Source organism: Pseudomonas sp. MYb118, assembly GCF_040947875.1.
Classification (GTDB): Bacteria; Pseudomonadota; Gammaproteobacteria; order Pseudomonadales; family Pseudomonadaceae; genus Aquipseudomonas.
This window is the reverse complement of the sequence record NZ_JBFRXN010000002.1, coordinates 3056694-3075691: the sequence shown is the minus strand read 5'-3', so window position 1 is coordinate 3075691 and position 18998 is coordinate 3056694. Positions and strand designations below refer to the sequence as shown.

Genomic DNA, 18998 nt, shown 5'->3' with positions numbered 1-18998 from the left:
ACACATGCGCCACCAGATCCATGACCTGCTGGCCCCGCTGCCGGGGACTGCACGCCAGATTCACAGCTTCCACTTCGGCCCGCAGGCGGCCAACGGCAAGATCTACATCCAGGCGTCGCTGCACGCCGATGAAATGCCCGGCATGCTCGTGGCCTGGCACCTCAAGCAACGCCTGGCGGAACTCGAAGCCGCCGGACGCCTGCGCAGTGAAATCGTGCTGGTGCCGGTGGCCAACCCGGTGGGCCTCGAACAGATCCTGATGGACGTCCCATTGGGCCGCTACGAACTGGAAAGCGGGCAGAACTTCAACCGCTGGTTCGTCGACCTGAGTGAAGAAGTCGGCAATGAAATCGAGAGCCAACTCAGCCACGATCCGCAGCACAACCTCGAACTGATCCGCAGCAGCCTGCGCAATGCCCTGGCACGCCAGACCGCCGGCACCCAGTTGCAATCGCAACGTCTGGCCCTGCAACGGCTGGCCTGCGACGCCGACATGGTGCTGGACCTGCATTGCGACTTCGAAGCGGTCGCGCACCTGTACACCACGCCAGAAGCCTGGCCGCAGGTCGAACCGCTGGCGCGCTACATCGGTTCCGAAGCCAGCCTGCTGGCCACCGACTCTGGCGGCCAGTCGTTCGACGAGTGTTTTACCTTGCTGTGGTGGCAATTGAAGGAGCGCTTCGGCGAGCACTTCGATATTCCACTGGGCAGCTTCAGCGTGACCGTCGAACTGCGCGGCCAGGGCGACGTCAATCACCCGCTGGCCAGCCTGGACTGCCAGGCGCTGCTCGATTACCTGATTCATTTCGGTGCCATCGCCGGCGAACCGCTGCCCCTGCCGGAGCTGCCGTATCCCGCCACGCCTTTGGCGGCCGTGGAACCGGTGGCGACGCCGGTGGGCGGTCTGCTGGTGTTCACCGCAATGCCGGGGGAGTACCTGGAAGCCGGGCAACTGATCGCCGAGATCATCGACCCGATCACCGATCGCGTGACTCCCGTTCATTGCTCCATCGCCGGGCTGATGTACGCCCGCTCGCTGCGGCGCATGGCCACTGCCGGCATGGTGATCGCCCATGTCGCCGGCACCGAAGCCTATCGCAGCGGTTACCTACTTTCGCCTTGAGGATGCCTGCTCCATGTACAAACTGACCATTGAAGGCCTGCATAAAAGCTATGGCGATCATGAGGTGCTCAAAGGTGTTTCGCTCAAGGCCAACACCGGCGACGTCATCAGCCTGATCGGCGCCAGCGGCTCGGGCAAGAGTACCTTCCTGCGCTGCATCAACTTTCTCGAACAGCCCAACGACGGCGCCATGACCCTGGACGGTCAGAACATCCGCATGGTCAAGGACAGCCACGGCATGCACGTGGCCGACGCCGATGAACTGCAACGGATTCGCACGCGCCTGGCCATGGTGTTCCAGCACTTCAACCTGTGGAGCCATATGACCGTGCTGGAAAACATCACCATGGCCCCGCGCCGGGTGCTGGGATGCAGCAAGCAGGAGGCCGAGGAACGTGCCCGCCGCTACCTCGACAAGGTCGGCTTGGCCGCACGGGTGGCGGACCAATACCCGGCGTTCCTGTCCGGCGGCCAGCAGCAACGGGTAGCCATTGCCCGCGCCCTGGCCATGGAACCGGAAGTGATGCTGTTCGACGAACCGACCTCGGCCCTCGACCCGGAACTGGTCGGCGAAGTGTTGCGGGTGATCCAGGGCCTGGCCGAAGAAGGCCGCACCATGATCATGGTCACCCACGAAATGAGCTTCGCCCGCAAAGTCTCCAACCAGGTGCTGTTCCTGCACCAGGGGCTGGTCGAGGAAGAAGGCGCGCCGGAAGAAGTGCTGGGCAATCCGAAGAGTGAACGGTTGAAGCAGTTTCTCAGCGGTAATTTGAAATAAACACCGCCCACCCTGTAGGAGCGAGCTTGCTCGCGATAGCTGAGTGTCAGTCTCCCTTGAAATGTCTGACACACCGCTATCGCGAGCAAGCTCGCTCCTACAGGGTTCCTGCAGTTAAGTAGAACCTCCATCCACCCCCCGCGGTCTCTGAAAGAACACCTCCAGAGCACACACCGCCGGCATGGGAACCTCCCCCGACTACGCAAAGCACTGGTTCACCGCTCGCGGCTGGAAGCCGTTCGCCTTTCAGAAACAGGTGTGGGCCGCCGTCAGGCAGGGCCACTCGGGGTTGCTGCACGCCAGCACCGGTGCCGGTAAAACCTATGCGGTGTGGTTCGCCGCCCTCAATCGTTTTGCCAACACCCTTTCGCCCGAGCCGACACCACGCAAACGCAAACCGCCGGCCGCACCGCTCACCGTGCTGTGGATCACACCGATGCGCGCCCTGGCCGCCGACACGGCGCGAGCATTGGAAGCCCCTCTGCAAGACTTGCAGATCCCATGGAATGTCGGCCTGCGCACGGGCGACACCAGCAGCAGCGAACGCGCGCGCCAAAGTCGGCGACTGCCCACGGCGCTGATCACGACCCCGGAAAGCCTGACCCTGATGCTGGCCCGCAGCGATGCGCAAACCGCGCTATCGACCTTGCGCATGGTAGTGGTCGACGAGTGGCATGAACTGCTCGGCAACAAACGCGGTGTGCAACTGCAACTGGCCCTCGCCCGACTGCGGCGCTGGAATCCGCACCTGATCGTGTGGGGCATTTCCGCGACCCTGGGTAATCAGGCCCACGCCGAACAGGTGCTGATCCCACAGGGTGATGGCATCAGCGTGCAGGGTCACAGCAGCAAGACCTTGCTGGTCGACACCCTGCTGCCGCTAGCCATCGAGCGTTTTCCCTGGGCCGGGCACATCGGTTTGAAAATGCTCCCGCAAGTGGTCGCAGAGCTGGAGTCGAGCCCCAGCAGCCTGGTGTTCACCAACACCCGCGCGCAATCGGAAATCTGGTACCAGGCCCTGCTCGACGCTCGCCCCGATTGGGCCGGGCTGATTGCCCTGCATCACAGCTCGTTGTCCCGCGAGACCCGCGACTGGGTGGAGCGGGCACTCAAGGACGGCCAGCTCAAGGCGGTGGTCTGCACTTCGAGCCTGGATCTGGGCGTGGACTTCCTGCCGGTCGAGCGGGTGCTGCAAATCGGCTCGGCCAAGGGCGTGGCGCGCCTGATGCAGCGCGCCGGTCGTTCCGGGCACGCTCCGGGGCGGGTGTCACGGGTGACGTTGGTCCCGACCCACAGCCTGGAGTTGATCGAAGCCGCGGCGGCACAGGACGCCGTGGCGCAGCGGCGCATCGAGCCACGCGAATCGCCGCACAAACCGCTGGATGTGCTGGTCCAGCACCTGGTCAGCATGGCCTTGGGTGGTGGGTTTGTGCCCGATGAGCTGTACGAAGAAGTGCGCACGGCCTGGGCTTACCGTGACCTCACCGATGAAGACTGGGCTTGGGCGCTGGCCTTCGTACGCCATGGAGGGCTTTCCCTGACAGCCTATCCGGACTATCGCCGTGTCGAGCCCGATGAACAGGGCATCTGGCGCGTACCGGATGCACGACTGGCCCGCCGTCATCGCATGAGCGTCGGCACGATTGTCAGCGACGCCAGCATCCACCTGAAGTTCTGGAGCAAGGGCGGTGGCGGCAAGCAGTTGGGCAGTGTCGAGGAAGGTTTCATCGCCCGCCTCAAGCCCGGTGACGGCTTTCTGTTCGCCGGTCGCCTGCTGGAACTGGTGCGCGTGGAAAACATGACGGCTTACGTCAAGCGCAGCACGGTGAAGAAAGCCGCGGTGCCGCGCTGGAACGGCGGACGCATGCCGCTTTCCAACGAACTGGCGCAGGCGGTGGTTGCACGTTTCAGTGCCGCGGCGCAGGGCGAATTCAGCGGCGCGGAAATGCAAGCGCTGCGCCCCTTGCTGGCGGTGCAGCAACGCTGGTCCGGGTTGCCGACCTCGAACAGCCTGCTGGCCGAGACCCTTAAGTCCCGCGAAGGCTGGCATCTTTTCCTCTACCCCTTTGCCGGGCGCCAAGTGCACCTTGGGCTGGCGAGCCTGCTGGCCTGGCGCGTCAGCCAGCGGCAGGCGGTGACATTCTCCATCGCAGTCAACGATTACGGCCTGGAGTTGCTCAGCGCGACTTACGTGGATTGGCCGAGTCTGCTGGGCCCCGAATTGCTGAGCCCCGAGCATTTGTTGAACGATGTACTCGCCAGCCTCAACGCCGGCGAACTGGCGCTGCGCCGCTTTCGTGAAATCGCCCGGATCGCCGGGCTGGTGTTCGCCGGCTACCCCGGCGCCCCGAAAAGTACCCGCCAGGTCCAGGCCTCCAGCGGCCTGTTCTTCGAAGTGTTCAAACAATACGACGCCGACAACCTGTTGTTGGCTCAGGCGGGGGAAGAAGTCCTGCGAAACGAACTGGATATTGATCGACTGGAACAGACCTTGGCCCACATCAGCCGACTGCGACTCGACGTGCACTCGGTCAAACGCCCTACACCACTGGGCTTTCCACTATTGGTCGAGCGCATGCGCGAAAGCATGAGTTCGGAAAAACTCGCCGACCGAATCAGACGCATGGTCAGCGACCTTGAGAAAACCGCCGAAACCGGGAAAGCCTGATGAATACGCCCTACCCCATTCGACTGGCTGGCGAAGAATTGTGGCTGCTGCCGGAAAAGGCCCTGTACTGGCCGACACAACAGGCCCTGTTGATCGCCGACGTCCACTTCGGTAAAGCCGCCGCCTATCGCAGCCTCGGCCAGCCGGTGCCCCAGGGCACCACCACCCGCAACATTGCCGTACTCGACGGATTACTGGCGGCCCTACCCTGCCGGCAACTGATTTTCCTCGGTGATTTCCTCCACGGCCCCGGCTCCCACGCCAGTGCCACGCTTAACGCATTGGCGGCGTGGCGCGCGCGGCACCGCGACCTGCCCATGACGCTGATTCGCGGCAACCACGACAAACGGGCGGGCGACCCGCCGGCGTCCCTCGACATTCGCGTGGTGCCCGAACCGCTGCTGCTGGGCCCGTTCGCCCTGCAACACGAACCCGAACCGCATCCCACCCGACATGTGCTGGCCGGCCATGTGCATCCGGTGTATCGGCTGCATGGTCGGGGCAGGCAAAGCCTGCGGCTGGCGTGTTTTCGCTTTGGCGAACGCGTCAGCCTGCTGCCGGCGTTCGGGGCTTTTACCGGGGGGTATCAGGTGGAACGGGATGAGCGGTGCAGGATATTCGTCATCGGCGATAACGAGATTTGGCCTGTAAGCACCTAACCCCTGTAGGAGCGAGCTTGCTCGCGATAGCGATCCGTCAGACATTTCCCAATCGACTGACACTCCGCATCGCGAGCAATCGAGCGTCGACCGGCTGCTCCTACAGGAACGGTGCGGCTACGCCACAGGCGCTGGCGGCGGCTCGTCGGGCAGCGTCGGTTCGCCCGGCTCGGTGGGTTGTTCGTTGGGAGTATCAGGATCAGGCTGACCGGGGATGCCCCCTGCCATGCTGATGGGAGGATGTGCCAACAAGGACCAGGCCAGGACGCCAACCTGATTGGGCTCAAGCCTTGCCAGTTCGGCACTTATTCGCGGATCGATCTTCATTGCAGCACTCCTGAGCAAAGGCCCCGCCCGCTGTGCGCGGACCGGGCAGTACACCCAATAGAGTGTCTACCCGCTCAGGAATTCCCGCGACCTGGATGAATGGATCAGGTGCGTGGCAGGGTCACGCCGCGTTGGCCCTGGTACTTGCCGCCACGGTCCTTGTAGGACACTTCGCACTCTTCATCGGATTCCAGGAACAGCATCTGCGCCACGCCTTCGTTGGCGTAGATTTTCGCCGGCAGGTTGGTGGTGTTGGAGAATTCCAGGGTCACGTGGCCTTCCCACTCCGGTTCCAGCGGGGTGACGTTGACGATGATGCCGCAACGGGCATAGGTGCTCTTGCCCAGGCAGATGGTCAGGACGTTGCGCGGGATGCGGAAGTACTCGACGGTGCTGGCCAGCGCGAAGGAGTTCGGCGGGATGATGCAGACATCGCTTTCGATGTCGACGAAGCTGCCGGCGTCGAAGTTCTTCGGATCGACGATGGCCGAATTGATGTTGGTGAACACCTTGAATTTGTTGGTGCAACGCACATCGTAGCCATAGCTGGACACGCCGAAGGAGATCACTCGGCTGTCGCTCTCGCCGCGCACCTGGCGCTCGACGAAAGGCTCGATCATGTTGTGTTCCTGCGCCATGCGGCGAATCCACTTGTCCGATTTGATGCTCATGGCGATGTCCTGAAATAGCGAGGGTGAAAAATCTGTCCGGCATCTTACCGGGGCCGCGCCCAGGGTTCAAAGTCCGGGCGCAAATCTCGGCGATCCTCCACAAAATACGCGGCTTGTAGAGGGTACAAACCACCGTCAGTCACGAAAACCGAGAAACCTTCGCAAGAAGCATTGGCACGTTCTGGAAAAAGGGTTAAGGTGGCGCCACTGTGTTGCTTGTGTCACTGAGAATCTCTGCACGATATGTTGAATTTCGATCCAACCATCAATAAGAATTTTTCCTGCTCTTTGCACTCAGTCTCGGCCAGGGTTCTTCCTGAGTCGCAGTCATCTTTGTTCAAGGAGTTACACCATGTCTAATCGCCAAACCGGTACCGTTAAGTGGTTCAACGATGAAAAAGGCTTCGGCTTCATCACCCCACAATCCGGTGACGACCTGTTCGTTCACTTCAAAGCTATCCAATCCGACGGCTTCAAAAGCCTGAAAGAAGGCCAACAGGTTTCTTTCATCGCTACTCGCGGTCAGAAAGGCATGCAAGCTGAAGAAGTACAAGTTATCTAACTTGTCCTTGCTTTAGTAAAAAGCCCCGCCCTCAACAGCGGGGCTTTTTTGTGCCCGGCTGTTTTTGCCAGGCAAAAAAAACGCGACCCCAGGGCCGCGATTTTTCTGCGCGGTATGCCTTACCAGGTCACACCAAAACCTGCGGTGTAACGCGTCTTGTCGAGGTCCGCGTCATTGGTGCCATCAATGATGTCACGCTCGGCCTTGATGTTGAGCGAAGCCCAGTCCGTCACCTTGTAGCGCAGGCCCACCTCTGAATCCAATGCATACTCGGCCACGCCGGACAGCGGCTTGCCGATTTCGCCGTTGGTGAAGAACTCGACCTTCTTGCCAATCAGGTAACGGTTGTAGTCCCACTTCATGGCCACGGAGTAGAAGTTCTCCTTGCTGCCATCGTCGAACTCGTAGTCCGTGCGGTTGAGCAGCGAGCCCAGCGAGAACGCCCCCAGTTCGTCATCCCAGAACTGGTAACCCGGACCGGTACCGACCGTGCGCTGACGCGACAGCTCTTCGACCTTGTCGCGCTTGTACACCAGCCGGCCCTGCCAGAACCATTTGTCGGTCAGGAAGCGGTCGAGGGAGTACTCGGCGCGCCAGTTGTCGGTGGTCACCACGTCGTCCTGGAATTCGCGGTTGTACTCGCCTTCGGCGATGTGACGCCAGCGACCGTGACGGGCCGTGGTCTTGAAGTCGATGTCGTAGTCGTCGGTGTCTTTCTCCGCCCGCTGGTAATCCAGCGCCGCGTCGATGTTGCCCTTCCACACCAGATCCTCGACCACCGGCTTGGGTTTGAGGATCTGCTGGATACTCGCCAGCTCGACGGTCTTGGGCGCCTCGCCGTTGGCCAGGGTGACCTTGCCGTCTTCCGCCGAATGCAGCGACTTGGCTTTCTCACCGGTGTAGGCGTCCTGCTTGACCAAGAGTTCCTGGTCGCTTTCCAGGGTTTTCACCTGTTTCCAGTCGATCGGCACCGCGCCGGCATATTCGGTCTGGATCAGCAGTTTGCCGCCATCGAACAGGGTGATCTTGCCGCTCAGCTTGTCACCGTTCTTCAGCCAGACGGTATCGGCGAGCAGGGGCGTGGAAACACCGAGGACAGCGAGGCACAGCAGAGTTCTGGAAACCATAAGCAAAATAAAGGCTCAAGTTTGCGAAAAAAAGTCGGCATTATCCGTAGGAATAAGACCCTAGCAACGACTGACACGACGATTTCTATTGAGTTCATTTCTCAATTGCCAATCGAGGATTTACCCTACGAACGGTGATGCGAACATTTTCAGGAAACCCGACGTGAGCGATCCCACCGCCGAAACCGAAAGCCCCGCGCAAATCCGACGCACGGCGCTTTATCTGACCCTGGCGCAGGTACCCGAGGGCAAAGTCGTGAGCTATGGTCAGCTTGCCGAACTGGCGGGCCTGGGGCGCGCGGCGCGCTGGGTCGGCCGAACCCTGAGCCAACTGCCCGGCGACACGAAACTGCCCTGGCACCGGGTACTCGGCGCCGGCGGCAGAATCAGCCTTCCGGCAGGCAGCCCGTCGGGTGACGAGCAGCGCGCCCGATTACGCGAGGAAGGCATCAGCGTCCTCAACAATCGTGTTGATATTCAGCGCCATGGCTGGCGTCCGGTAGAGCACAGCGGTTAGAGTGCGCGCTTTGTTTCCGAAATTTTGAGGCAGACTTCAGCCCATGCCCCGTAAAACCTGGCGCGCCGCGCTTGCTGCCTATGCCAGCCCTTCGACACTTGTGCTGCTGTTGCTTGGTTTCGCCGCCGGCCTGCCTTACATGCTGGTGTTTTCGACACTTTCGGTCTGGTTGCGTGAAGCCGGTGTGGCTCGCGAAACCATCGGCTATGCGAGCCTGATCGGTCTGGCCTACGCCTTCAAATGGGTGTGGTCGCCGTTACTCGACCAATGGCGCCTGCCATTGCTCGGCAAGCTCGGCCGACGTCGCTCATGGCTGGTGCTGTCCCAGGCACTGGTGATCCTGGGCCTGATCGGCATGGGTTTCTGTGATCCACAAAAACACCTGTCCTGGTTGATCGCCATTGCGGTGGTCGTCGCCTTCGCCTCGGCCACCCAGGACATCGCAGTGGATGCCTATCGCCTGGAAATCGCCGACGACAGCCGGCAGGCCGCCCTCGCCGCCAGCTACATGTCCGGTTACCGGGTCGCAGCGCTGCTGGCGACGGCCGGCGCGCTGTATTTCGCCGAAGGCTTTGGCTCCACCGGTTTCAATTACAAGCATTCGGCGTGGGCCGGCACTTACCTGCTGTTCGGCGTGCTGATGGTGCCTGCACTGCTGACGTCGCTGTTCATGCGCGAACCGCCGGTACCGCTGCGCACGCAATTGCAGGCCGGGCGCTACACCTTCGTGCATCAACTGGCCTCGGTGTTCGTGCTGATCGTGCTGCTGGTGTCGGTACCGGCGACGTTCACCCAGCTGTACAACACCGATTTCGCCAGCGTGCTGTTCGGCGGGGTCAGCCTGCTCGACCTGCTGCTCGAAGATCGCGCGTTCCTGCGCGCCATCCTCTACATCACGCTCACCGCCCTGTGCCTGTCGTCCATGGGCCGGCGCGGCCTGGCGCCGGTGCTGACGCCGGTCAACGACTTCATCCTGCGCTACCGCTGGCAGGCGCTGCTGCTGCTCGGCCTGATCGCCACGTACCGGATGTCGGACACGGTGATGGGGGTGATGGCCAACGTCTTCTACATCGACCAGGGCTTCACCAAGGATCAGATCGCCAGCGTCAGCAAAATCTTCGGCCTGATCATGACCCTGGTCGGCGCCGGCATGGGCGGCCTGCTGATCGTGCGCTTCGGCATCCTGCCGATCCTGTTCATCGGCGGCGCAGCGTCCGCGGCCACCAACCTGCTGTTCCTGATGCTCGTCGACATGGGCGCCAACCTGAACATGCTGATTCTGACCATCTCCCTGGACAACTTCAGCTCGGGCCTGGCGACCTCGGCGTTCGTCGCCTACCTGTCGAGCCTGACCAACCTCAAGTTCTCCGCGACCCAATACGCCCTGCTCAGCTCGATCATGCTGCTGTTGCCGCGCCTGATCGGCGGCTACTCGGGGGTCATGGTGGAAAAATTCGGTTACCACAATTTCTTCCTGATCACGGCCCTGCTCGGTGTCCCGACGCTGGTGCTGATCGCCTTGCACTGGTTCCAGGAAAGCCGCCGCGAAGGCCCGACACCGACGCCCGAGCCCGCTCCCACGCAAGTCGCGGAAGAGTCCTGAGGCCTTTACCCGGCAAAGCCCGGCGGGCGCGGACATTCCCGCCCGCCGGCCAAACCAGCGACCGCACGCCTGTACGCCAGCGGAACTCGCCCGTACAATGCCCCGTCATTTCTCGTCATCAGCATTCGATAGCGGCCAACCATGCGCACTAGTCAATTTTTGCTTGCCACACAGAAAGAAACGCCTTCCGACGCGGTCGTGATCAGCCATCAGCTGATGCTGCGCGCCGGCATGATCCGCAAACTCGCCTCGGGCCTGTACACCTGGCTGCCGATGGGCTTGCGAGTGATGCGCAAGGTCGAAGCCGTCGTTCGTGAAGAAATGAACGCCGCGGGTTCTCTGGAAGTGTTGATGCCGAGCACCCAACCGGCTGAGCTGTGGCAGGAATCCGGTCGCTGGGAAGAGTACGGCCCTGAATTGCTGCGCTTCAAGGATCGCCACCAGCGCGACTTCTGCGCCGGCCCGACTCACGAAGAAGTGATCACCGACCTGATGCGCAACGAGCTGAGCAGCTACAAGCAGCTGCCGATCAATCTGTATCAGATCCAGACCAAGTTCCGTGACGAAATCCGCCCACGCTTCGGCTTGATGCGCGGCCGTGAATTCATCATGAAGGACGCCTATTCGTTCCACGCCGACCAGCCTTCGCTGCAGGTCACCTACGACCGCATGCACCAGGCCTACTGCAACGTGTTCACCCGCCTGGGCCTGAAATTCCGCCCGGTTGAAGCGGACAACGGCTCCATCGGCGGCGCCGGCTCCCACGAATTCCACGTGCTGGCCGAGTCCGGCGAAGACGACATCGTCTTCAGCAACGGTTCCGACTACGCGGCGAACATCGAGAAGGCCGAGGCCGTGCCACGGGAAACCTCGCGCCCTGCGCCTGCCGAAGAGCTGCGCCTGGTCGACACCCCGGACACCAAGACCATTGCCGCGCTGGTGGAAAAATTCAATCTGCCGATTGAAAAGACCATCAAGACCCTGATCGTGCACGCCGAGGAAGAAGGCAAGCTGATCGCCCTGATCATCCGTGGCGACCACGAGCTCAACGAAATCAAGGCGGCCAACCAGCCAGGCGTAGCCAGTCCCCTGGTCATGGCCAGCGATGCCGAACTGCGCGACGCCATTGGCGCCGGCGCTGGTTCCCTCGGCCCGCTGAACCTGCCACTGCCGATCATCATCGACCGCTCCGTCGAGCTGATGAGCGACTTCGGCATTGGCGCGAACATCGACGACAAGCACTACTTCGGCGTGAACTGGGAGCGCGACCTGCCGGTTCCGACCGTGGCCGACCTGCGTAACGTGGTCAGCGGCGACCCAAGCCCGGACGGCAAGGGCACCCTGGAAATCAAGCGCGGCATCGAAGTCGGGCACATCTTCCAGCTGGGCAACAAGTACAGCAAGGCGATGAAGTGCGAAGTGCTGGGCGAGAACGGCAAGCCAGTGACCCTGGAAATGGGTTGCTACGGCATCGGCGTGTCCCGCGTGGTCGCCGCCGCCATCGAGCAGAACAACGACGACAAGGGCATCATCTGGAGCGACACCCTGGCGCCGTTCCAGATCGCCCTGGTGCCATTGCGCTACGAAACCGAGCAGGTTCGCGAAGCCACCGACAAGCTGTATGCAGAGCTGACCGCTGCCGGCTTCGAAGTGCTGCTGGACGACCGCGACAAGAAAACCAGCCCGGGCATCAAGTTCGCGGACATGGAGCTGATCGGCATTCCGCACCGGATCGTGGTCAGCGACCGCGGGCTTGCCGAAGGCAACCTGGAATACAAGAGCCGTACCGAGGCCGAGCCGCAAGCGCTGCCGGTCGCTGACGTACTGTCGTTCCTTCAGGCCCGTATCCGCCGCTGAAACCAGATAGAGACGTCATGTTCAAGCGAAACACCTTAGGCCTCGGTGGCGCCGCCCTGTGCGGCGCCCTGCTGGTCAGCGGCTGTGCCAACCACATGTCGCAACGCAGCGAGCACGAGGAGCGGGTCGAGCGCAAACTGCTCGACCACCGCCTGCAGATCGACGTCGGTGAGCCCAAGGTGCTTGAGCTGCCACAACGTCGGGTGAAGATCCACGAGCAGAAAACCTTCGAAGTCACCGAGTTCGAAGTGACGCGGCATTACGACCGCTATACGCCTTACCAGCCCTGGCGGGAGATCTACGAGATCCCGTTGGGCGCGGTGGCCGTGGTGGCCGGTGTCGGCGCGAACGTGGTCAATGTGTTCGCCCTCGGCAACCTGCCCGATAGCGTGACCAGGGACTGGTTCAGTTACGGCATTGCCGGGCTCAACCCGTTCATGAACGTCCCGTCCAATGGTCGTTCGCAGCAGAACCTTGCCGGCATCGACGAAGTTCAGCTCGACAAGCGCACCGAATACTCGAGCCTGCCATGGAGCGAGCGTCCGGTGGAGGTCAAGGCCGGCAAGGAAACCTTCGAGCTGAGCACCGACAAGAACGGCGTATTGCGCCTGAACCTGTTGGACAGCCCGTTCGCCGAACGTGACATCAACCATCTGAGCCGCCTGCTGATTCGCGTAGAAGACGGCAAGGACGACGTGCATACGGACTCGACCCTGGCGGTCAGCAGCTCGTTGCGCGGCAAACTGCTCGAAGCCCACGGGCTGATCTACGACGACCTCGAAGACGGCGAAGTGAGCCAGTGGGTACACCGGGTCAAACGTCTGTCGGAGCTGGGTCTGGAAGAAGAAGCCAGCGAACTGGAGCAGAGCCTGATCGAACTGACCCGCAACGATCCCGAGTTGCAGTCCGAGTTCATGAAGTCGCTGGCCAAGGATGGTGGGCGGTTGGTGGCGGATCCGGGGGTTAACTAACCACTGAAAAACATCGCGGGCAAGCCCGCTCCTACAGGTTTCACCAATCTCCTGTAGGAGCGGGCCTGCCCGCGATGAGACCCCGAAGAGCAGCGCAAATCTACCGCTCAAACAACTCCATCTGCTCGAACCCACCCCGCAAATCCTCCAGCCGCACCCCGATCCCCAGCAACCGCACCGGCTTGCCACCGCGGTTGAACGCCTGGGTCAGCAGTAACTGATAACTGCCAAGGTCCCGCCCTGCCCCGGCCTGCTCCATGGTGGTCTGGGTGAAATCATGAAACTTCACTTTGACGAACGGCTTGCCCGGTCGATAGCTGCTGTCGATCCTCGCCATGCGCCCGGCCAGGGTTTCCATCAGTTCAGGTAACTTTTCCAGGCAGCTCTTCAAATCGGGCAAATCCGTGTCGTAGGTGTTTTCGACACTGATTGACTGCCGCCGACTGTCGTTGTGCACCAGCCGCTCATCAATCCCACGGGCCAGGCTCCAGAGTCGCTCGCCAAAACTGCCGAACTCACGCACCAGAGACAACTTGTCCCATTCGCGCAGTTGTAAACAGTCGGCAATGCCCAGGCGCCCCAGCTTGTCGGCTGTCACCTTGCCGACGCCGTGCAGCTTGCTGACGGGCAACCCACTGACGAAGTCTTCGACCTGATCGGGGGTGATGACGAACAGACCGTTGGGTTTCTTCCAGTCGCTGGCGATCTTGGCCAGGAACTTGTTGGGCGCGACACCGGCCGAGACCGTGATGTGCAACTGGTTGGACACGCGCCGGCGAATGTCCTGGGCGATGCGCGTGGCGCTGCCGCCGAAGTGCGCGCTGTCCGAGACATCGAGGTAGGCTTCGTCCAACGAAAGCGGCTCGATCAGGTCGGTGTAATCGCGAAAGATCGTGTGAATTTCCTTCGACGCTTCGCGGTAGGCGTCCATCCGCGGCTTGACGATGGTCAGGTCCGGGCACAGCTTCAAGGCATGCCCCGACGACATCGCCGAGCGCACGCCGTAGGCGCGGGCCTCATAGTTGCAGGTGGCGATCACTCCACGGCGGTCCGCCGACCCACCCACCGCCAACGGTTTGCCGGCCAGGCGCGGGTCGTCACGCATTTCGATGGCGGCATAGAAGCAGTCACAATCGACGTGGATGATTTTTCGCTGGGTCATGGGAAAGCAGTGTTCATGGCGAAGGAAAAGGATGAAAAGCCAACAAGATCGCTAGTATCTCACCGACAACTGTATATAGCACCAGTAGTCTGAATGTTCTTTCCAGCCGGTAGGAAACGTGAAGATAAATTTATTTTTTCAATCGAAAACTGTCCAACAATAGAGCTGAAAGCCTTATCCCACCTGCCCCGCAGCCATTTACAGGTGCGTGTGCTCAACCTAACCAATTGAAGCAAAACGGGTTTTATCCGGAAGGAAGGTTGACACTGTCACAATCCCCTGTAGAATGCCGCCCATCAGACGCGGGATGGAGCAGCCTGGTAGCTCGTCGGGCTCATAACCCGAAGGTCGTCGGTTCAAATCCGGCTCCCGCAACCAGATATCGAAAAAGGCCACTTGAAAAAGTGGCCTTTTTTTTGCGCGTCTGTTTTTCAGGCTGAATGAGAAATCGTTTCGATTCCGAAACTTATGTCATCAGCTGCGACGGTTTGCCGCTTTTCACCACTTATTTGACCCTGCACTGCATTAACGGTTGACACCCTGTCGTTCGCCTGTAGAATGCCGCCTCACAGACGCGGGATGGAGCAGCCTGGTAGCTCGTCGGGCTCATAACCCGAAGGTCGTCGGTTCAAATCCGGCTCCCGCAACCAAACATCAAGAAAGGCCACTCGAAAGAGTGGCCTTTTTTGTGTCTGTTGAAAAAGTCCTTTCGCAACAATGACCTGTCATTCTGCTGTGATGCGTTCGCTCGCAACAAACCGTCGAGATCAGACTATGCTGATTCGCAGACCGAACGCGCGACGACAGAAGATTCGCCATCGCCGTGTGTCGGTGAGAAGCGTTAAAATTTGTGATTATTTTTTTCTACAGGGATTGGTTACTTGGCTGGATACCCCCATCCTGTCGCGCACAATCCAAGAGGTGATTGATGCGCGCCAACTCGTCTGATCCACAAGACCCCGTCACAGCGACACAACCTATCAAGGCCGAGCGTCTGCGCGTGCTTGATCTGGTGAGCAAGTACCGCCAACCCATCGGCCTGGCGGTCACCCTGCTGCTGTTCGCGATTGCGCTGATTGCCTGTCGCCACCTCCTGAGCGAACTTGACCTGTACGCGCTGCACGACTCGATCATGGAAGTGCCGAAACCGGCCTTGCTGGGCGCATTCGCGGCAACCGTGGTCGGCTTCATCATCCTCCTGGGTTACGAATGGTCGGCCAGCCAATATGCCGGCGCGACCCTGACACCCCGTGTTCTGGCCCTCGGCGGGTTTACGGCCTTCGCCATCGGCAATGCCATCGGGCTGTCGATGCTGTCTGGCGGCTCGGTCCGCTACCGTTTGTATGCGCGTCATGGCCTGGGCGCGGCAGAAGTCGCGCGCATGACCTTGTTCGCCAGCCTGTCCCTGGGCTGCGCCCTGCCACCGCTGGCGGCGCTGGCCACACTCAGTAACCTGCCCGCCGCCTCCGCCGCACTGGGTCTGTCCCAGGCCTTGCTGGGCACCGTGGCCGCTGCTGTCCTGCTGCTGTTCGGCGTGCTGGTGGTCGGCATCTATCGGCGTCGGCTGCCAGAGCAACCTTTTCTGGACAGCCTGCTGGTCAAGATCGGTCGCCGCACCCTGCGCCTGCCGGGCCGCCGCCTGACCTTCCTGCAACTGATCATCACCGCCCTGGACGTGGCCGCCGCCGCGACCGTTCTGTATCTGTTGCTGCCGGAAGCGCCGCCCTTCGGTGCGTTCCTGCTGGTCTACCTGCTGGCGCTGGCCGCGGGTGTACTCAGCCACGTTCCCGGTGGCGTCGGCGTGTTCGAAGCGATCCTGCTGGCCGCCTTCGCCGACAAACTGGGCGCCGCGCCGCTGGCCGCCGCCCTGCTGCTCTACCGCCTGATCTATGTGATCCTGCCTTTGCTGGTGGCCAGCGTGCTGCTGCTGATCAACGAAGGCCAGCGCCTGTTCCAGACCCGGCAAAGCCTGCGCGCCGCCTCCGGCCTGGCCGCGCCGATTCTGGCGGTGCTGGTGTTCCTGTCCGGCGTGGTCCTGCTGTTCTCCGGCGTGACCCCGGAAATCGACACGCGCCTGGAACACATCGGTTTTCTGATCCCCCATCGCCTGGTTGACGCCTCGCACTTCGGCGCCAGCCTGGTGGGCGTGCTCTGCCTGCTGCTGGCCCAGGGCCTGCGTCGGCGCCTGTCCGCCGCCTGGATGCTGACCACCATTTTACTGCTGGTGGGCGCGGTGCTCTCGCTGCTCAAGGGTTTCGACTGGGAAGAAGCCAGCCTGATGACCCTGACGGCCGCCCTGCTCGGCGTGTTCCGGCGTTCGTTCTACCGCCCGAGCCGCCTGACCGAACTGCCGTTTTCGCCGCTGTTTCTGGTGGCGAGCCTGTGCGTACTGGGCGCGTCGATCTGGTTGCTGCTGTTCGCCTACCAGGACGTGCCATACAGCCATCAGCTGTGGTGGCAGTTCACCCTCGACGCCGATGCCCCACGCGGCTTGCGCTCGCTGCTCGGCGCTGCCGTGTTGCTGATGATCGTCTCCCTGACCTGGCTGCTGCGCACCGCACGCCCGGTGATTCATCTGCCAACCGCCGAAGAACTGGAGCGCGCGCACAAGATCCTCATGGCCTCGGCGCAACCGGACGGCGGCCTGGCCCTGACCGGCGACAAGGCGCTGCTGTTCCACCCCAACGACGAGGCGTTCCTGATGTACGCCCGGCGCGGGCGCAGCCTGGTGGCACTGTACGACCCGATCGGCCCGGCCCAGCAACGGGCGGAAATGATCTGGCAGTTCCGCGACCTGTGCGACATCCACCACGCCCGCCCGGTGTTCTACCAGGTGCGTGCGGAGAACCTGCCGTACTACATGGACATCGGCCTGACCGCGATCAAGCTCGGCGAAGAAGCCCGGGTCGATCTGCAGCGCTTCGATCTCGAAGCCAAGGGCAAGGAGATGAAGGACCTGCGCTACACCTGGAACCGAGGCACCCGCGACGGCCTGTCGCTGGAGATCTTCGAGCCGGGACAGGCGCCGATGGATGAGCTCAAGGTGATTTCCGATGCCTGGCTGACCGGCAAGAACGTACGCGAGAAAGGCTTCTCCCTCGGCCGTTTCAGCGATGACTACCTCAAACATTTCCGCATCGCGGTGATTCGCTTCGAAGGGCGCCCGGTGGCGTTCGCCAACCTGCTCGAGACCTACGGCCATGACCTGGCCAGCCTCGACCTGATGCGCGCGCACCCCGAAGCCCCCAAGCTGACCATGGAGTTCATGATGGTCGGCCTGATCCAACATTATAAGAGTCACGGATACGCGCGTTTCAGCCTGGGCATGGTGCCACTATCGGGGCTGCAACCCCGTCGCGGTGCACCGCTGACCCAGCGCCTGGGCTCGATGGTCTTCCGCCGTGGTGAGCAGCTCTACAACTTCCAAGGCTTGCGCCGCTTCAAAGACAAGTTCCAGCCTGACTGGGAACCCCGTTATATGGCCGTACCGGCCGGACTCGATCCGCTGGTAGCCCTGGCCGACACTGCTGCCCTGATTGCGGGCGGCTTGACTGGATTGGTGAAACGCTGATGATTCAACGCTCCTTGCGCTACGTTTTGGGCACGCTGATCGTGCTGGCCCTGATCCTCGGTGGCGGATACTGGTACCTCAAACGCCCGGCACCGGAACCGACCCTCGAACAACTGACCGCGGCTGACGGCACCGTCCTGACCCGTGTCATCCCCGGCAAGACGCCACGCGCACAAGTGCTGGTGGCGGTCACCGAAGAGCAGAAACTCAACGACAAGCAACTGACCACCCTCAGCCGCAGTGCATCGGCGCAGATCGTCCAGGTGATCCTGCCCACGGAATGCCTGCTGCAGAGCCGTGCCCTGCAAACCGGCCTGCGCGAGCTCAAGGGCCCGGCGACCCTGGTCAGCGGCATCGGCCCGGGCGCGGTGCTGGCCTGGCGCTGGTTGGCGGAACAGAAAGACGACAAGGCCCAGGCCGTATCCGTGGACCTGGCCCTGGAAAAACCCGGCTGCACCCACCTGCTGCCAAAAAGCGCCTCCCACGGCCACTGGCTGGTGGCCTGGAACGACAACCCGGACGACGCCAGCGCGGGCTTCGTGCGCGATCAACCGAACGCCGAAACCAGCATCAGCGACTACGACATCAACCTGCCGCAAGTGCTGAACAACGAACTGCGCAAAATCCTCGTCGGCGGCGACAAGGAAGCCGGTGGCCTGCAGATCCCGGTGGTCGAAGTGCCGGCCGGCCAGGCAAAAGACACCGTCACCCTGTTCCTCTCCGGCGACGGCGGCTGGCGTGACCTGGACCGCGACGTGGCCGGCGAAATGGCCAAGATCGGCTACCCGGTGGTCGGCATCGACACCCTGCGCTATTACTGGCAGCACAAGAGCCCGGAGCAAAGCGCCCTGGACCTCACCGAACTGATGCAGCACTACCGGCAGAAATGGGGCACCAAGCGCTTCATCCTGACCGGCTACTCGTTCGGCGCCGACGTCCTGCCGGCCATCTACAACCGCCTGCCCGAGTCCGAGCAGCAGCGCGTTGATGCAATTATCCTGCTGGCCTTCGCCCGCACCGGCAGCTTCGAAATCGAAGTCGAAGGCTGGCTCGGCAACGCCGGCAAAGAAGCCGCCACCGGCCCGGAAATGGCCAAGCTGCCCGCTGAAAAAGTGGTGTGCATCTACGGCGAAGAAGAAACCGACGAAAGCGGCTGCACCGACAAAACCGCCGTGGGCGAAGCGATCAAACTGCCCGGCGGCCACCACTTCGACGAAAACTACCCGAAACTGGCCCAACGCCTGATCGAAGTCATCGAGAAGCGCCAGACCAAGGTGGCGGAAGAGTAATCCCCCGCCCCTGTAGGAGCGAGCTTGCTCGCGATGGTCGTCAACGATAACGAGGGCGACCTGACACCCAGCGGTGCCTGGGCCTCCATCGCGAGCAAGCTCGCTCCTACAGA

15 protein-coding genes and 2 tRNA genes are annotated in these 18998 nt (G+C 62.0%); 13 read left to right on the top strand and 4 right to left on the bottom strand.

Annotation, left to right across the window (positions count from 1 at the left end; genetic code table 11):
- Positions 1 to 4 precede the first annotated feature (4 nt).
- The 4 genes from ABVN20_RS19860 (at position 5) to pdeM (ending at position 5228) form a co-directional block, all read left to right on the top strand.
- On the top strand, positions 5 to 1123 hold the full coding sequence (locus ABVN20_RS19860; protein WP_368557389.1) for a succinylglutamate desuccinylase/aspartoacylase family protein: 1119 nt from the start codon (positions 5 to 7) through the stop codon (positions 1121 to 1123).
- Between the two features lie 13 nt (positions 1124 to 1136).
- Positions 1137 to 1901 (top strand): ABC transporter ATP-binding protein, encoded by a 765-nt coding sequence (locus tag ABVN20_RS19855; protein ID WP_368557388.1) that lies wholly within the window; start codon positions 1137 to 1139, stop codon positions 1899 to 1901.
- Between the two features lie 181 nt (positions 1902 to 2082).
- Entirely contained in the window at positions 2083 to 4569 is a 2487-nt protein-coding gene (locus tag ABVN20_RS19850) for a ligase-associated DNA damage response DEXH box helicase (RefSeq protein WP_368557387.1), read from the top strand.
- Complete coding sequence (gene pdeM / locus ABVN20_RS19845) at positions 4569 to 5228, top strand: ligase-associated DNA damage response endonuclease PdeM (RefSeq protein WP_368557386.1); 660 nt, start codon at positions 4569 to 4571, stop codon at positions 5226 to 5228. The genes ABVN20_RS19850 and pdeM overlap by 1 nt, the downstream gene beginning before the upstream one ends.
- Positions 5229 to 5345: 117 nt before the next feature.
- Here pdeM and ABVN20_RS19840 read toward each other — a convergent pair whose 3' ends face one another.
- Together ABVN20_RS19840 and dcd are read right to left on the bottom strand one after the other, a co-directional pair.
- Positions 5346 to 5555, bottom strand: coding sequence for a hypothetical protein (locus ABVN20_RS19840; protein ID WP_017336784.1), 210 nt, complete (start codon positions 5553 to 5555; stop codon positions 5346 to 5348).
- Between the two features lie 104 nt (positions 5556 to 5659).
- Entirely contained in the window at positions 5660 to 6226 is a 567-nt protein-coding gene (gene dcd / locus ABVN20_RS19835; protein WP_192302454.1) for a dCTP deaminase, read from the bottom strand.
- Positions 6227 to 6578: 352 nt separating this feature from the next.
- Between dcd and ABVN20_RS19830 the strand changes: the two genes are divergently transcribed.
- Positions 6579 to 6788 carry a cold-shock protein gene (locus ABVN20_RS19830; RefSeq protein ID WP_002554837.1) on the top strand — a complete coding sequence of 70 codons (210 nt, stop codon included), beginning with the start codon at positions 6579 to 6581 and terminating at the stop codon, positions 6786 to 6788.
- A gap of 119 nt (positions 6789 to 6907) precedes the next feature.
- Here the strand turns inward: ABVN20_RS19830 and ABVN20_RS19825 are convergent, their stop codons facing one another.
- A complete protein-coding gene (locus ABVN20_RS19825; protein ID WP_368557385.1) occupies positions 6908 to 7915 on the bottom strand; it encodes a DUF481 domain-containing protein in 1008 nt (335 codons plus the stop codon).
- Between the two features lie 163 nt (positions 7916 to 8078).
- Between ABVN20_RS19825 and ABVN20_RS19820 the strand changes: the two genes are divergently transcribed.
- The 4 genes from ABVN20_RS19820 to ABVN20_RS19805 all read left to right on the top strand — a co-directional run bounded on the left by ABVN20_RS19820 (position 8079) and on the right by ABVN20_RS19805 (position 12863).
- Positions 8079 to 8432 carry an MGMT family protein gene (locus tag ABVN20_RS19820; protein WP_368557384.1) on the top strand — a complete coding sequence of 118 codons (354 nt, stop codon included), beginning with the start codon at positions 8079 to 8081 and terminating at the stop codon, positions 8430 to 8432.
- A 43-nt stretch (positions 8433 to 8475) separates the two neighbouring features.
- The gene (locus tag ABVN20_RS19815) at positions 8476 to 10035 is read left to right on the top strand and encodes an AmpG family muropeptide MFS transporter (RefSeq protein WP_368557383.1); all 1560 of its coding nucleotides are present in this window, start codon (positions 8476 to 8478) and stop codon (positions 10033 to 10035) included.
- 141 nt (positions 10036 to 10176) lie between these two features.
- A complete protein-coding gene (locus ABVN20_RS19810; protein WP_368557382.1) occupies positions 10177 to 11892 on the top strand; it encodes a proline--tRNA ligase in 1716 nt (571 codons plus the stop codon).
- A 17-nt stretch (positions 11893 to 11909) separates the two neighbouring features.
- A complete protein-coding gene (locus ABVN20_RS19805) occupies positions 11910 to 12863 on the top strand; it encodes a hypothetical protein (RefSeq protein ID WP_368557381.1) in 954 nt (317 codons plus the stop codon).
- A gap of 100 nt (positions 12864 to 12963) precedes the next feature.
- On the opposite strand, the gene dinB is transcribed toward ABVN20_RS19805, so the two are convergent.
- Positions 12964 to 14025 (bottom strand): DNA polymerase IV, encoded by a 1062-nt coding sequence (dinB, locus tag ABVN20_RS19800; protein WP_368557380.1) that lies wholly within the window; start codon positions 14023 to 14025, stop codon positions 12964 to 12966.
- A 301-nt stretch (positions 14026 to 14326) separates the two neighbouring features.
- Between dinB and ABVN20_RS19795 the strand changes: the two genes are divergently transcribed.
- The 4 genes from ABVN20_RS19795 to ABVN20_RS19780 all read left to right on the top strand — a co-directional run bounded on the left by ABVN20_RS19795 (position 14327) and on the right by ABVN20_RS19780 (position 18885).
- A tRNA-Met gene (locus tag ABVN20_RS19795) sits at positions 14327 to 14403 on the top strand.
- 195 nt (positions 14404 to 14598) lie between these two features.
- Positions 14599 to 14675: transfer RNA gene (locus ABVN20_RS19790), tRNA-Met, on the top strand.
- 278 nt (positions 14676 to 14953) lie between these two features.
- The gene (gene mprF / locus ABVN20_RS19785; RefSeq protein ID WP_368557379.1) at positions 14954 to 17596 is read left to right on the top strand and encodes a bifunctional lysylphosphatidylglycerol flippase/synthetase MprF; all 2643 of its coding nucleotides are present in this window, start codon (positions 14954 to 14956) and stop codon (positions 17594 to 17596) included.
- Positions 17596 to 18885: an AcvB/VirJ family lysyl-phosphatidylglycerol hydrolase gene (locus ABVN20_RS19780; protein ID WP_368557378.1), complete on the top strand. Its 1290-nt coding sequence runs from the start codon at positions 17596 to 17598 to the stop codon at positions 18883 to 18885. Before mprF ends, ABVN20_RS19780 begins: the two co-directional genes overlap by 1 nt.
- Positions 18886 to 18998 lie beyond the last annotated feature (113 nt).